At 68.5% G+C, this 14,124-nt stretch carries 17 protein-coding genes and 1 pseudogene; 17 read left to right on the top strand and 1 reads right to left on the bottom strand.

Annotated features, from left to right (window positions below):
- The first annotated feature begins 1 nt into the window (after position 1).
- The 3 genes from AB0N66_RS40970 (at position 2) to AB0N66_RS40960 (ending at position 2,964) form a co-directional block, all read left to right on the top strand.
- Positions 2-718, top strand: coding sequence for a hypothetical protein (locus AB0N66_RS40970; RefSeq protein WP_365445577.1), 717 nt, complete (start codon positions 2-4; stop codon positions 716-718).
- 450 nt (positions 719-1,168) lie between these two features.
- Positions 1,169-2,404, top strand: a complete 1,236-nt coding sequence (locus tag AB0N66_RS40965; RefSeq protein ID WP_365445574.1) for a helix-turn-helix transcriptional regulator — start codon at positions 1,169-1,171, stop codon at positions 2,402-2,404.
- On the top strand, positions 2,386-2,964 hold the full coding sequence (locus AB0N66_RS40960) for a flavoprotein (RefSeq protein ID WP_365445571.1): 579 nt from the start codon (positions 2,386-2,388) through the stop codon (positions 2,962-2,964). The genes AB0N66_RS40965 and AB0N66_RS40960 overlap by 19 nt, the downstream gene beginning before the upstream one ends.
- Before the next feature lie 216 nt (positions 2,965-3,180).
- Here AB0N66_RS40960 and AB0N66_RS40955 read toward each other — a convergent pair whose 3' ends face one another.
- Positions 3,181-3,576 carry a GntR family transcriptional regulator gene (locus AB0N66_RS40955; RefSeq protein WP_365445568.1) on the bottom strand — a complete coding sequence of 132 codons (396 nt, stop codon included), beginning with the start codon at positions 3,574-3,576 and terminating at the stop codon, positions 3,181-3,183.
- A gap of 519 nt (positions 3,577-4,095) precedes the next feature.
- Here AB0N66_RS40955 and AB0N66_RS40950 point away from each other — a divergent pair.
- The 14 genes and pseudogenes from AB0N66_RS40950 to AB0N66_RS40885 all read left to right on the top strand — a co-directional run.
- Entirely contained in the window at positions 4,096-4,383 is a 288-nt protein-coding gene (locus AB0N66_RS40950) for a hypothetical protein (RefSeq protein ID WP_365445565.1), read from the top strand.
- Positions 4,380-4,979: a hypothetical protein gene (locus AB0N66_RS40945; RefSeq protein ID WP_365445562.1), complete on the top strand. Its 600-nt coding sequence runs from the start codon at positions 4,380-4,382 to the stop codon at positions 4,977-4,979. The genes AB0N66_RS40950 and AB0N66_RS40945 overlap by 4 nt, the downstream gene beginning before the upstream one ends.
- Complete coding sequence (locus tag AB0N66_RS40940; protein WP_365445559.1) at positions 4,976-5,959, top strand: DUF2637 domain-containing protein; 984 nt, start codon at positions 4,976-4,978, stop codon at positions 5,957-5,959. The genes AB0N66_RS40945 and AB0N66_RS40940 overlap by 4 nt, the downstream gene beginning before the upstream one ends.
- 38 nt (positions 5,960-5,997) lie before the next feature.
- A complete protein-coding gene (locus AB0N66_RS40935) occupies positions 5,998-6,891 on the top strand; it encodes a hypothetical protein (protein ID WP_365445556.1) in 894 nt (297 codons plus the stop codon).
- Complete coding sequence (locus tag AB0N66_RS40930) at positions 6,888-7,220, top strand: hypothetical protein (protein ID WP_365445553.1); 333 nt, start codon at positions 6,888-6,890, stop codon at positions 7,218-7,220. The genes AB0N66_RS40935 and AB0N66_RS40930 overlap by 4 nt, the downstream gene beginning before the upstream one ends.
- 268 nt (positions 7,221-7,488) lie before the next feature.
- Positions 7,489-9,720 carry a cell division protein FtsK gene (locus tag AB0N66_RS40925; protein ID WP_365445550.1) on the top strand — a complete coding sequence of 744 codons (2,232 nt, stop codon included), beginning with the start codon at positions 7,489-7,491 and terminating at the stop codon, positions 9,718-9,720.
- Between the two features lie 140 nt (positions 9,721-9,860).
- Entirely contained in the window at positions 9,861-10,112 is a 252-nt protein-coding gene (locus tag AB0N66_RS40920) for a hypothetical protein (RefSeq protein WP_365445547.1), read from the top strand.
- A 155-nt stretch (positions 10,113-10,267) separates the two neighbouring features.
- The gene (locus tag AB0N66_RS40915; RefSeq protein ID WP_365445544.1) at positions 10,268-10,462 is read left to right on the top strand and encodes a hypothetical protein; all 195 of its coding nucleotides are present in this window, start codon (positions 10,268-10,270) and stop codon (positions 10,460-10,462) included.
- 15 nt (positions 10,463-10,477) lie between these two features.
- Positions 10,478-11,080, top strand: coding sequence for a hypothetical protein (locus AB0N66_RS40910; protein WP_365445541.1), 603 nt, complete (start codon positions 10,478-10,480; stop codon positions 11,078-11,080).
- A 158-nt stretch (positions 11,081-11,238) separates the two neighbouring features.
- The gene (locus tag AB0N66_RS40905) at positions 11,239-12,135 is read left to right on the top strand and encodes a bifunctional DNA primase/polymerase (RefSeq protein ID WP_365445538.1); all 897 of its coding nucleotides are present in this window, start codon (positions 11,239-11,241) and stop codon (positions 12,133-12,135) included.
- Positions 12,132-12,485: a hypothetical protein gene (locus AB0N66_RS40900; RefSeq protein WP_365445535.1), complete on the top strand. Its 354-nt coding sequence runs from the start codon at positions 12,132-12,134 to the stop codon at positions 12,483-12,485. Before AB0N66_RS40905 ends, AB0N66_RS40900 begins: the two co-directional genes overlap by 4 nt.
- Positions 12,482-13,645 (top strand): DUF3631 domain-containing protein, encoded by a 1,164-nt coding sequence (locus AB0N66_RS40895; RefSeq protein ID WP_365445532.1) that lies wholly within the window; start codon positions 12,482-12,484, stop codon positions 13,643-13,645. Before AB0N66_RS40900 ends, AB0N66_RS40895 begins: the two co-directional genes overlap by 4 nt.
- Positions 13,646-13,826: 181 nt before the next feature.
- The gene (locus AB0N66_RS40890) at positions 13,827-14,027 is read left to right on the top strand and encodes a helix-turn-helix domain-containing protein (protein ID WP_365445529.1); all 201 of its coding nucleotides are present in this window, start codon (positions 13,827-13,829) and stop codon (positions 14,025-14,027) included.
- Positions 14,028-14,031: 4 nt separating this feature from the next.
- Positions 14,032-14,124 (top strand): annotated as a pseudogene (locus AB0N66_RS40885) (5,10-methylenetetrahydrofolate reductase); the annotation flags it as partial.

Below are 14,124 nucleotides of genomic sequence, written 5' to 3'. Positions count from 1 at the left end.
CGTGGTGCACGAACTGGAAGCACCCAGAGTCGTCGGTGATCTTTACCGCGCGCTGGGCGAGGAAGTGGAATCCTGTCGTCCCTACTTGACAGGCGATGTCTTCATGGGTGTGGAGACCGCAACAGCTGATGGAGCACGCAAGAAGCGTGATGTCATGATCATTCAGCATCCTTGCGTTCTCAGGACAAACGGCGTTGACCTTGTCTCCCAGTTGCTCGTAGCAAGGGTGCAGCAACATCCCCCCATTGAGGACTGGGGGAAGTACGGCAAGCTGATGCCTCTTCCGGGTCTCTTTCCGAATGCGGCTAGTGAACGCAAGAAGCACTGCGCGGCCATGTTCGATTCGCTTTTCTTGGTCACGCCTCAGCAGCTTGGAGACGCCAGGGTCGCGTGCCTTAGCCAGGTTGGAATTAATACCCTGTTGCAGCGGTGGGTATTTCACTCCAGTCGGGCAACTATTCTCACGCACACTTTCGATGAGGCTAACTTTCACGTATTTGAGGAAGCTGACGTCATCGAAGATTGGGTAATTGAACGCACTATCGAGGGTGGCCTCAAGCGGGAAGATGCCGCCGTCGAATGTATGGAGTGGTTGCGTCGAGATCTAGGGGACGGACGAACACAGCAAGTACGGCTGCGGGACCGGCAGCAACGCAGTGCCGTGAGAATCGATATGCGTGCTTATCTTCGGACCTTGCGGGAAACTGCGGTCGGTTAGGGCCTTTCTGCTGCGAGCCGGAAAATTTGAAGACTACTGCGGCAGGAAGCCAGGATTCTCCTGGCCAAGCGTGTGAAGCCGAACGCCGTATGTGCCGCGGGTTCTGAGGCGTATCGGCGCCTCATCTCGGCAGCGAGTTCGCGACTGGTCATGATGAGCGACGGCACTGATTGGCGGTCCCCTTCGAGGACACGCACGCACACATCGTCAGCGCCTGATCCAAGTCGCCTTCGCGCGCCGGTGTGACCCCCAGAGTTGCGCGGGCTTCCGCGTTGCGCAGCGGCGAGCGTGAAAACACGAGATCAGAGACCCGGACACAGTGTCCGGGTCTCTTTGCTTTGGGCCCGTCACGCTCGTAGTGGCTCTGCTGGTGAGCAAGGCGAACTACCCGCCTCGTCACCAGCTCTGTACCGTGAAACCGGCCCCCCAATCAGCAGGAGGCGGCACGAAATGCGTGGTCTCGGAGATCACCTCAGCATCGGCGAGCGGATCGCGTTCTACCGCAAGCGTCGCGGCTACACGCAAGAGGTTCTGGCTGGACTGGTCGGCTACAGCACTGACTGGCTGGCCAAGATCGAAACTGGGCGTCGGAAGCCGCCCCGTATCGACATGCTCGGGGAGCTGTCGCGCATTCTGCGCGTGCCGCTCGGGGACTTGCTGGGTCAGACCGTGCTCATGGAGGACGAGCGGGAACACGACGACGTTCCGGCCGTGCGCGACGCGCTCATGAGCCCGCGGCGGCTGTCTCGCTTGCTCTTCGGCCCCGACGTGGAGGTGCAGCTCCCGACACCCGCCCCCGTGGCCGTGCGTGTGGAGCACGCATGGAACGACTACCAGGGAGGACGACTCGGCAGCGTCGTTGCGGCGCTGCCGGCGCTTCTACAGACTGCACAGGAGTTGGAAGAGCGAGCGGCGCGCCGTGGCGAGGATCGGAGCGATTGCTGGGCGGTGTCGGCTCGTACGCACCACCTCGCAGCAACGACGCTCGCGAAGATCGGCGAGTCGGACATCTCATGGCTCGCTGCCGAGCGCGCGATGCGTGCCGCGGACGAGTCGGACGACCCGCTTGTGTTGGCGTCAGCCGCACGTTCCGGCACCCACGCCTTGTTGGCCAACGGCCGGTATGACGACGCGCTGGAGCTGGGCAACACGGCCGCTGCATGGCTATCGTCTCGGGTGAATGACAACGACCCGGCGGCACTGAGCTTGCTGGGGATGATTCACCTGCGCGCCGCTGTGGCGGCAGCACGTCACCAGGATCGACCCACCGCAACAGGCCTGTTGGACCGAGCCGAGGAACTCGCTGACGACCTGGGGTCGGATGAGAACTACTGGCAAACGGGCTTCGGGCCCACGAACGTGTTGCTTCATCGGTTGTCCGTTGAGCTGGACCTCGACAACGTGTCGTACGTGGTGGAACACGGCCGGATCAACGTCGACCACATGCCGCAGGAACGCAGCGTGTCGCACCGGATCGACTTCGCGCGCGCCCTGTCGCTCGCCGGGCAAGGCGAGGAGGCGTTCACGGAACTGCGAACTGCGGAGCGCACATCGCCGCAGCTCGTACGCAACAATCCCAGGGTGCGCGAGACACTACGGGACCTCGTCAAACAGTCACCGGTCACCGGCGGCTCGCGTTCATCCGAGGTGTTCGTGATGGCTCAACGGTGCAGGGCGGTGCAGTGAGTTCAGGCAAGCGCGGGGTGCTCGGAGTCGTCGGGTCCGCGGCTGGAGGCGTAGAAGCACTGCGCACCGGTCTCGTAGAGCTCGCGATGGAGCGGGGATGGCAGGTGGCTGTCACGCTGACGCCGACCGCAGGGCAGTGGCTGCGGATGAGCGGCGAAGTTGAGCGGCTGGAAAAGCTGACTGGTCTCCCCGTGCGCGATGAGCCGCGGTTGCCCGGCGACGCCCGACCCCACCCGCCGGTTGACTGCTACGTGGTCGCCCCCGCGTCAGCCAACATGGTGGCCAAGCTCGCGACAGGCCTGATGGACAACCAGGCGCTCACCCAAGTGGGCGAGGCCATCGGCACCCTCGATTTGCCCGTTGTCGTCTTCCCGCGCGTGAACGCGGCGCACGCTCGCCATCCGGCATGGCAGCGCCATATCGACACCCTCAGGGCGGGAGGCGTGCACGTCGTCGACGGGCCGGATGTGTGGCCGCTGTACGAGCCGAGGGAAGCGCCGGCGGGGCGCGACCTCCCATGGGGCGCAGTGCTGGACGCAGTGGACGAAGCCACTCGATGACGAGTCGTCAACCATTCTGACCTGCAAGGAAAGAGGACCCGGACACTCTGTCCGGGTCCTCTGCCGTTCCCGGCCACATGCTCATTGGCATGTCAGGGATCAATGAGCGAAGCGGCGAACTGGAAAGCATGACTTCCGCTGAACTCGCTTTGATGAAAGCGAGTTTGAGCGCGGCGCGCGTCAAGGTCGAACGCCTAATGAGGCGCGCGGACGAACTCACGGCGACGATGGAGTCTCGCCTTCCACAAGCCGCTCAAGCCGATCTAGACGCTCGCCGAGCAAGTGGAGGGCGTCATGGATCGTGCTGAGCTCCGCCGCCAGGGCAGTGAACGCCGGGCTACTGCCCGGTTCGGTGCCGAGGGGTACAGCAGGATCGCGGACGAACGTCCCGCGGCCTTGCTGAGTGAGAACCAACCCCTCGTCTCGGAGCTGACCGAACGCACTCTGAACAGTCATGAGCTGCACGCCAAGTTCCTTGGCGAGCTTGCGAGCTGCCGGGAGCTGGTCGCCTGGGTCGTACTCGCGGTCGGGGCCTGCGATCTTCGCGCGGTACTCCGCCGCAATCTCCTTGGCCGTGGGCGTCTGCTTGGGCGCTTCGGGGCTCTGGTCCATGGCTTCGAGAGTAACCGGACCTAGGTCAATCTCTGATCCTTCCGTGGATCCCCTTGACAGCAAGATTGACCTAGGTCAATCTGAAGTCAGGCCGGAACGAGAGACCCGGAAGGGCTTCACCGGCTGTGTTCGCAAGTGCTTGACCTGCATGAACCGGCTCGGGATTACCCGGCAGGAAGGCGGCTTCGGTCGCACGCCGCGGGCCCCGGACTGATCGCCCTTTGACAACTGCATACGTGGGCCCCGTCTCCCCGAGTCGAAAAGACGGCCGCGCGGCAATGACCGCGCATGTCTCCCGTTTCCGCAGCGCCCGTGTGGCGCTGCGGCCGGTTGCCTCCCCCGCCCGTCCGGCCCTTGCGGTCGTACGGGCGGGGCTGAGGGGAGCCGGATAGTCCGGCCCGAAGCACTTCCCCCGACCGCGGACGCGGTCGGGGCTTCCCCTCCGAGGCGGTCGCCTCTCACCACCAGGCCACGACCGCCCCGGATCTTGCCTGCCCCTGCTGACATCAGGAGAGATCCATGCGTACCTACATCGGCCGTCAACAGGCCATCTCCCCCGAGGACTTCGCGGAACTGGCGCTCGGCACCCCGGTGGAACTGTGGCTCGGGGTCGAGGGCGAGAGCGACGACGAGCGCGCGGCCCGCGAGGACGCGGCACGCGACATCCTCTCCGACACCCCGAACCTGCCCGACGACCTGATCCGCATGGCGGCGCAGGTCATCGAGGACAACCCGGACCTGTTCCACGTCATCCCGCTGACCCGCACCACCCGCCGCCGCACGGTGCGCAAGGAGGTGGCGGCATGACGACCATGACCCCGACGCCCGAACAGCTCTCGGACCACACCGGCGAGCCGCGTCCCTTCCTGAACATGCCGCTGACCTACGAGCAGGCGCGGTTGGGCATGGCCTTTCACGAGGCTGGACACGCCGTGCTGTCCATGGCCTACGGCATGCACATCATCACGTCCGAGGTCATCGCGTGGGAGCCGGAACCCGGCATGTTCGCCGTCACCGGCTCCACCCGCCACCAGACGCACGACACCCCGCCGTGGCACTACGCCGCACAGTGCGCGGCCGGAGAGATCACGCACGTGCTGTACCTCATGGCCTACGGGTTGTGGACGCCGGAGCGCGCTGCCGCGTGCGCTGCCGCCCATGACCGTGAGCTGGCCATCGACGTTCTCGCCCAGTTCGGCTACCGCCTCGGACGCTGCACCGTCCCCGAGGGCGGCAAGTCCTGGGGGATGGTGCGCGGGATGGCCCGCCGCAAGGTCGGCTATCTGTGGCGCGAGATCCGGACCGTGGCGCATGCCATGACCGAGAACACAGTGCTCACCGGCGATGAGATCGCCGCCCTGACCGGTCTGGTCAACCCGCCGTTCGAGGGGGGTGCGGCATGACTGCCACGCCCCCTACCCCCGAGGTGCCCGCGTCTGGGGTGCCGCCGCTGACGAAGCCGGAGTTGGGTCTCGCCGGTATCGGTGCGCTCGCCGCGGCCGGAGTCGGCGCGCTCGGTCTGATCTCTTCCTTCGACGCCGTGTCCGAGGCCGCTGCCACCTGGGGCTTCAGCTCCCCGTGGATGCTGCCGGTCGGTATCGACGTGTCGATCCCGGTGTTCACCGTGGCCAACCTGCTGCTGATCCGGATGGACATGGCGCTTGCCTGGGTGCGGTTCGTGCCCTGGATCCTCACGCTCATCACGTGTGGGCTGAACGTCGCGGCTGGACACTCCCTGTCGGCCAAGGTTGCACACGGCACGATGCCGCTGCTGTGGGTGGTGTTCTCCGAGATCGGCGCGCACATCTACGCCGTACGGATCGGCGCCGCCACCGGCCGACGGATGGAGAAGATCCGGTTCTCCCGCTGGCTGCTCGCCTTCCCCTCCACCTTCGCGCTCTGGCGGCGGATGACGCTGTGGGAGGTCACCTCCTACAGCGCAGCACTGGCGCTGGAGAAGGAACGGCAGTTGGCCCGCGCGGACCTGCGCGAGACGCACGGACTGCGCTGGCGCGCCAAGACCCCGCGGCGCGAACGCGTGATGCTGCGCCTGGGCGAACTCACCCCCGCTGCCGAGCACGAGACTCCCGTGCCCCCGGTTGAAAATCCGCCGGCGGATCTGGCAGACTCCAAGCCGCGCCCGCGCCGACGGACGCCGTCCAAGGCCAAGGCAACCGCCCAGCGCACCTTCGAGGAGCTGCTGACCGCCGCCCGTGCGGCCACCGCGGGCTGGACGGACGCGGAGCTGAACGCGGAGGCCGTGCGTACCACGGTGCGCTGCTCGGCAGCCAATGCCCGCAAGCTGCGCGACGTGTTGAAGGCTGAGCGTGCTGAGGGTCGTGCGCTGCACGCCGTGGACGCTGATGAGCGGGTAGCGGCATGACGACGCCACGGCTGCGGGTGCTCTCGCTGGGCGCTGGGGTGCAGTCCACCACGTTGTTGTTGCTGGCCGCTGAGGGCCGGTTACCGAAGTGGGATGCAGCGATCTTCTCGGACACCGGATGGGAACCGGCCACCGTCTACACCCACCTTGACCGGCTGGACCGAGAGGTTGCCCAGCCTGCCGGAATCCCCATCCACCGCGTTCGCGTGCAGGACGGCAATGCCCAGCGGGTGACCGGCAACCTGCGTGCCGACTCGCTCAACCCCGGCTCGTTCGTCCGCATCCCGGTCTTCGTTCTCGACAAAGCCGGGGAGCGGGCAGCCATGGTGCGACGACAGTGCACCGAGGAATACAAGGTCAAGCCCATCAAGGCCCAGGTGCGGGTGATGCTCGGCTACCCGCACCCCAAGCCGGTCCCGGCCGGGGTGTTTGTCGAGCAGGCCATCGGCATCAGCCGCGATGAGTTCGAGCGGGCCAAAGACGCCACCGTGCGCTACCTGCGCAACGTCTTCCCCCTGCTCGACATGGACGGCGCCGCGGACGGCCGCGAGGGCTGGACGCGTAACGACTGCCTGCGCTACCTGCGTTCCCACGGCTGGGGCGAGACGCCCAAGTCGGCGTGTATCGGCTGCCCGTTCCACGGCAACCGGCAGTGGCGCATCCTGCGCGATGAGCACCCCGAAGAGTGGGCGGACGCGGTCGACTTCGACCACCGCCTACGCGAAACCCGGCTGCGGGGCATCAAGGCCGCGCCGTACCTGCACCGCAGCCTCCTGCCGCTGGATCAGGCGCCGATCGACCGCGTCACCCGCACGGAGTGGGCGGACCGGCAGGGCGACTTGTTCGACGACGCGGCCGACACGGAAGCCGAAGACGGCGCCGCGCTCGGCTGCTCGCCGTGGTCCTGCCGCTCGGAAGCGGAGGCGTCATGAGCGAGCCGCTGGCCGCGGTCGGCACGTGGCGTCCCGTGATGGAGGCCGCCGGCCATCGCTGCCAGTGCGAGGGCGAGTGCGGCCAGTCCCACACCAAGGGCGACGGCCGATGCCCGCGCGAGCACGACCACTGCACGAGCAAGCACGGGCGCCGCATCCGGCTGATGGCCGCGCCCGCCGACCCGCTCGCCACCGACGTCGCCGCCGCCCGCCTCCCCGCGAGCGAGCTGCGCGCCTGGTGCCCCGACTGCCACGGCGCCGCCGCACGGCTCGCCAAGAAGCAGCGCCCCGCGACCTCTATGGATCAGTGCGGCCTGTTCGACCTGTAGCTGTGTCAAGTGGGACCGAGGCTCATTTCATGGGTCATTCGGTGCCGACTTTTGCAGCGCATGCCGCTACGCCGCGCTGGCGCAAACAGGGATGAACGGGAACTGGAGCCGCTTCAATCGGCTCTGAAATGACCCCTGTTATGAGCCCTGTCCGGTGTAGCGGTGTCACCGAGATCAGTCGAGAGTCATGCACGGGACCGGCCTTCCACCTCCTACAGCGTCGGCCGGGCCCGTGCTCCCTCACGCCCGAAAAGCGGAAGGAAACCCAGTGAACCACCCCGACGACGACAGCGAACTCTTCAACCGACTCGAAGCCGAGATGGCCCCCGACTCCGGGGGCGAGGTAGTCGACCTCGACAAGGCACGGTCGGCCCGTACCGAGTCGGCCGACCTGACTGCCCGACCCGACGCCGACGCGTCGGCCGACTCTGTACCGGATGGGTCGGGTGCCGAGTCGGGCGACCCGACCGCCCGCGTCATGGTCGACCTCCCGACCGTGAAGGCGGCCGGTCCGGGCTACCTGGGTCGACTGCTCGCCGCGCAGCGCCGTCCCGTCGTTCCCCTCTGGCTCAAGTCGCTCGCGGAGCTGCGCACCGCGAGCGGATGGGTGGCGCGTCACTACGCCCACTCGGTCGGCTACCACGCCCTGCGCTCCCCGGTCTACGCCGCCCGCCTCACCCTCCAAGCCCCGTCGGGTGCCGCCAAGTTCGTGGGCGGCGCAATGCGGTGGGTGGCCGACCGCGAGGGCGAGCCGGTCCGCCTCGCCGCCGTCCGGCGCGAGGATGCTGCCGAGTACCTGAAGCTGTCGCGGCAGCGCGACGGACGGGTCCGGCTGCGCACCCTCGTGGGGGTGCTGGCGATGTTCATCGGACTCGGCTCCGCACTCGCCATCTACGTGCTCGCCCCGGACTGGCTTCAGGCCGTGTCGGTCGGCGCGGTCACGATGGCGCTCGGGGTCGCCGGACGCAAGGCCGATGCCCCGGTCATCCACCGCGCGGTGGAACTGCCCAAGGCCGTCAAGCTCACCTCGGACATCGTCCTGCGGGCACTCGGCTCACTCGGCATTCCCTCCATCAACCAGGCCCAGGGCAAGGGGCGGGACGGGTTCGAGTTCACCGCCCCCATCACCCGCGACGGACCCGGATGGCGCGCCGAGGGGAACCTCCCCTACGGCGTCACGGTCACCGACGTCATCGAGCGCCGCGACCGCCTCGCATCCGGCCTGCGCCGCCCGCTCGGGTGCGTGTGGCCGGAGGCGGTGCCGGACGAGCACACCGGCCACCTGGTGCTGTGGGTCGGTGACCAGGACATGAACAAGGCCAAAAAGCCCGCGTGGCCGCTGGCCAAGGCGGGCACGGTGGACCTGTTCAAGCCGGTCGCCTACGGCACTGACCAGCGCGGACGCTGGGTCGAGGTCACCCTCATGTACATCGCCGGAGTGATCGGCGCGATCCCGCGCATGGGCAAGACGTTCCTGCTCCGTCTCCTGCTCCTGATCGCGGCGCTGGATCCGCGGGCGGAACTGCACACCTACGACATGAAGGGCACCGGCGACCTCGACCCGGTCGGTTCCGCCGTCTCACACCGCCACGCCGCGGGGGATGACGACGAAAGCATCGCCTACGCGCTGGCCGACTGGCGGGCGGTGCGTGAGGAGCTGCGCCGGCGCGTGAAGGTGATCCGCTCGCTGCCGCGGGACATCTGCCCCGAGAACAAGGTGACCAGCGCTCTTGCCGACAAGCGCTCGCTCGGACTGCACCCGATCCTGATCGCGGTGGACGAATGCCAGGTGCTGTTCGAGCACCCCGAGCACGGCAAGGAGTTCGAGGAGATCGCCACCGACCTGGTCAAGCGCGGTCCCGCCACCGGGATCGTGTTCCTTGCGGCAACCCAGCGCCCGGACGCCAAGTCGCTGCCCACCGGCATCTCCGCGAACGCGTCAGCGCGTTGGTGCCTGAAGGTGATGGGCCAGACCGAGAACGACATGGTGCTGGGTACGTCCGCGTACAAGCGGGGCATCCGGGCGACCATGTTCGCCTGGGGTGACAAGGGCATTCACTACTTCATCGGTGAAGGCTCAGATGCCCGGATCGTCGCCTCCGTCTACGTGGATGGCCCCGGCGCGGACATCATCGCCGCCCGCGCCCGCAAGGCACGTGAGAAGGCCGGACTGCTGTCCGGCTACGCGCTCGGGGAGGCACCCGAGCAGGTCACCGGCCCCGCCTACGACCTGCTCGCCGACATCCTCGCCGTCGTTCCCGCCTCCGAGCCCAAGGCATGGTCGGAGACCGTCGTTGCCCGGCTCGCGGAGCTGCGACCGGAGGTCTACGGCGGCTGGGACGCGGAGGGACTCGCCGCCGCACTGAAGCCCTACGGCGTCGCCACGGGCCAGGTGTGGGGCAAGACGGAGTCCGGCAAGGGCGCCAACCGGCGCGGCATCGAGCGTGCCCGGATCGCCGCCGCTGTTGCGGAGCGTGACGGAAACCGGGACGCGGGCTGAGTGGATCTCGCCGCTAGACCTAGCAGCACACCCCGCTAGGTCTAGCGGCACCGCTAGCACCCCATATCACACCTGATCAGGCCACTAGTACCTAGCGGCCCTACCTGCGCACACCCCGAAACCGGCTCTGGAGGCCCCAGATGACCCCTGCGCTCGCCGCTAGCGCCCTGCTCCTGCTGTTCACCCTCGGTTACGGCGGTCTGTGTGCCGTCTCGCCGTTCGGCAACTGCCGCAAGTGCTCCGGCTGGGGCTTCGCGATGAAGACGGACCGCAAGGGCCGCATGAAGCGCGGCAAGGACTGCCGCCGCTGCAAGGCCACCGGCAAGCGCATACGCGTCGGCCGCTGGATCTACAACCGGTGGGCCCGCATCTACCGCGCGGGCACCGGCTGAGCGTGCGACCGGCGACCGCCCGTCATGAGACGGACCCCGCATCGAGCAGACGCTAGGTGGGCGCGGTCGCCAGTCAACGCCCCGAACTTGCCAGCACCCGGGGCGTGCAGAGCGTATCCACCCATCCACCTCGCCCGAAAGCGAGTTCCACAGCCATGGTCCTCAGCATCTCCGCCGTGCTGCTGTTCGGCGCCGCGTCCGCCCTCGCCGTCAAGACCAAGTCCGCCGGAGGGGGCGCCGCCATCGTGCTGTTCCTCTTCGGGTTCTTCGCCGCCGGAACCGGCGCGTACGAGCCCATCCACAACCTCGTGCAGGCGTCCGCCGACGCCCTCGCCGCTCTCGGCAACTGACCGGAGGCCACGACCATGAATGAGCAGATCGTGGCGCGCCACTGGCTCGCCCACTTCACCCCCAAAGCCGCGCCCGCGCTGGCCACTTCCACTGTGCTGATCCTGGCCCGGATCTGGAACGCCAACGGCGCCGAACACTCCGTCGGCAACGCTGTGTTGATGACCGCGCTCTCGCTCGCCGCCGCAACGGCCGGCGCATGCGCGAGCGTCGGCCGCGCCGGAGACCCCGTGATCGCGGGAACCGCGTTCGCCGCCTCCGGCGCGCTCGCCTTCGCGGGCGTCGCCGGATACGCCGACGGCATGCCGCTGCCGCTCCTGCTGTGGTCGGTGGCCACCGCGGGCGCCTACGGACTCGCCGCCCGCTACTGGCGCACCGACCGCCGCGACCGCGTCACCTACGAGCGGCACGTGAGCGACCGCCGCGAGGAACGCGCCCACATCGAGCGCGTCGAAACCATCCGCGGCACCACCCAGGTCGAGGTGGCCCGCACCGGCGCCGCCTACGCCGAATCCCTCGCGCAGGCACTCACCGCCCGCGCGATGCTGCCCGGCTTCGACCCCAGGGCCCTGGAATCCGCGGGCCTGCCGGAACTGCCCGAACGCCGCGACGCGGCCTAGCTACGCCCGAGGCGGTCGCCTCTCACCACAAGCCGCGACCGCCTCGGCTCCCGCCTGCCCCTTACGACAGTTCAGGAGACATCCAGCATGACCCAACGAACGCCATACGGCGAGGGCCGCCCGGCCCACGCCACCCCATCGAGCGCACTGGGGGTGGCATGAACAACCACCTCCTGTACGCCGCACTGGACGCAGCCGAGCAGGGGTGGGCGGTCTTCCCGCTGCGCCCCGGCGACAAGCGTCCTGCCCTGCACGGTGCCGAGTGCTGCCCCGCCCTTGGGGACTGCGCGGGCGGGCACCGCAAGTGGGAAGAGCGCGCCACCATCGACCCCGACCGCATCCGCCGCGCGTGGGGCAGCCTGCTGTTCAACGTCGGCATTGCAACGGGCCCGTCGGGCCTGGTCGTTGTCGACCTCGACATGCCCAAGCACAAGACCCACAGCAGTGCGGACACGCCTTCCGGCGTGACGACCTTCAGGGCCCTCTGCGAGCGCGCCGGACAGGCCATCCCCACCACCCGCACGGTGCGGACCGCAAGCGGCGGGGTCCACCTGTACTTCACGACCCCGCCCGGCATCCGGCTCGGCAACACCGCCGGACGGCTCGGCAAGCACATCGACACCCGCGCCTGGGGCGGCTACGTCGTCGCCCCCGGCAGCACCACCCGAACCGGCGCGTACGCCGTCGTCGACAACACGGCGCCCGCCCCGCTGCCAGACTGGCTGTACGCGCTTCTGACGCCTCGTCAGGCTTCGCGGGCACTAACGGCCGTGGCATCGTCGTCTCGCGCGTCCAGCTACGCCACATCGGGCCTGAACGCGGAAGTCGCGTCGGTGCGTGAGGCGCCGGAGGGCGAGCGCAACGCCACCCTGCTGCGGGCAGCGCGAGCCCTGGGGCGGTTCATCGCGTGGGGCGACCTTCCGCGATCGGTGGTTGAGGACGCTCTTCAGTCGGCGGGGGAGTGCATCGGACTGCCGCCGTCTCAGTGCCGCTCCACTATCCGCAGCGGTCTGAACTGGTCCGTTCGCCGCAATCAGCAGAGGCGGACCACATGAGCGCCCCTCCCCACCCCCCACTGAAGAGCCTCACCCCAACCCCCTCCAACCCGCGCGCCGCCGCACACGCCGCGCCCGGTACGGCTGTGGGCGAGCCGAAGGGCGGCGCCGAAGGCGTCACTTCAGCTCTTCGCCCTGACCCGCAGCAGGGAGACGGCCGCTACCCAGTGGCCTGGCTCCACATCAGCGCACCGCGCGGCGCCGTGCCCACCGCCGCCTCGAAGTGCCTGTGCGGCCGTGACAGGAGCGCCGTCGGTAAAGCCCGCGTGCTCGCTCTGATCGACGACCACACCGCCCACCGCGACGAATGCCCGCTCCGCACCACCCAGGAAGGGAGGGCCGCGGCATGACCGCCGAACCGCCGGCACACCCCATCGACGGCGCCGCCCTGCTCGATGACGTCGAAGCCTTCCACCGTCGCTTCAACGTCTTCCCTACCGAGGTCGCCTACGTCGCCGTCGCGCTGTGGGACGCACACGCCCACCTGCTCGACTGCTTCGACTCCACCCCCCGCCTCGCCTTCCTCTCCCCGGAACCCGGCTCGGGGAAGTCGCGGGCACTGGAGATCGTGGAAACCCTCGTACCGCGGCCCATGGTGGCCGTGAACGCATCCGCCGCCGCGCTCTTCAGGTCGGTGTCCGGACCCGACGGGCGGCCCACGATCCTCTTCGACGAGATCGATACCGTCTTTGGCCCCAAGGCCGGGGACAACGAGGAACTGCGCGGCTTCATCAACGCCGGACACCGCCGCAAAGGCGTCACCTACCGGTGCGTCGGAGACAGCCAGACCGTGACCCCCTTCCCCTCGTACACGGCCGTCGCGGTCGCTGGACTGGGCTCCCTGCCGGACACGATCCTCGACCGCTCCATCATCATCCGCATGCGGCGGCGGGCCAGGAACGAGAAGGTCGAGCCCTTCCGCGCCCGCCTGCACGAGCAGGAAGGCAACGACCTGCGCGAGCGGCTCGCCGCCTGGGCCGAACAGGTCCGGGACAAGGTCACGGACGCATGGCCGGAGCTGCCTGAGGGCATCTCCGACCGCCCCGGCGACGTATGGGAACCCCTGCTCGCCGTCGCTGACGCGGTCGGAGGTGCCTGGCCCAAGCGGGCCCGCGAAGCCTGCGCCGCCCTGGTCAAAGCCTCCCGCTCCAACGACAAAGGCAGCATCGGCGTGCGGCTGCTCACCGACCTGCGCGACCACGTGCTCATCGGCCTCGACAAGCTGCCCACCGTCGCCATCCTCGACCGCCTCAACGCCCTCGAAGACGCCCCGTGGGCCGATCTGAACGGCAAGCCTCTCGACAACCGTCGGCTGTCCAAGATGCTCACCGAGTACATGACCGCGGACAACGAGCCCATCGGCTCCCGCAACATCCGCACGGCCGGAGGCGTCCTCAAAGGGTTCTTCACCAAAGACCTCGAAGACGCATGGGCCCGCTACTGCCCTCCCCCACCGGCCGCTACAACCGCTACGCCGCTACATCCCAGCTCAGAGCCCCTGAATCTGTAGCGGCAAACCCAGATGTAGCGGCTACGGTCCCGCACGCGCGAACGGCCGTAGCCGCTACATCCGCCCTATCCGCTACATAAAACACGCCGCTGACCTGCGATGTAGCGGCGTAGCGGATGTAGCGGACCTCAGAGAGGGGGCCCGAGCCCCCGACCCGTTGCCCACTGAGGAGGCCCGCGCGATGAGCACCGCGCTCGCACCCGCCGATCAACTGCTCTACACCCCCAAGGAAGCCGCTTCCGTTCTCCGCTTCGGCCGCTCAACCGTCTACGAACTGATGGCCGAAGGAGCTCTGACGTACGTCAAACGCGGCCGTTCCCGCCGCATACGCCGAAGCGACCTTGAGGCCTACGTCGATGGCCTCGAACCGCAGCCCAACTGATCCCCGCTTCGCCGAGCTCAGCGGCGCCGCCTTCCCCGAGGACCTGGCCCACCGCCTGGACGCGGTGCGCGACAACCCCGCGGACGGTCACCGCATC

The organism is Streptomyces sp. NPDC093544, assembly GCF_040683495.1.
Lineage (GTDB): Bacteria > Actinomycetota > Actinomycetes > Streptomycetales > Streptomycetaceae > Streptomyces.
This window is presented reverse-complemented; position numbering and strand designations above follow the sequence as displayed.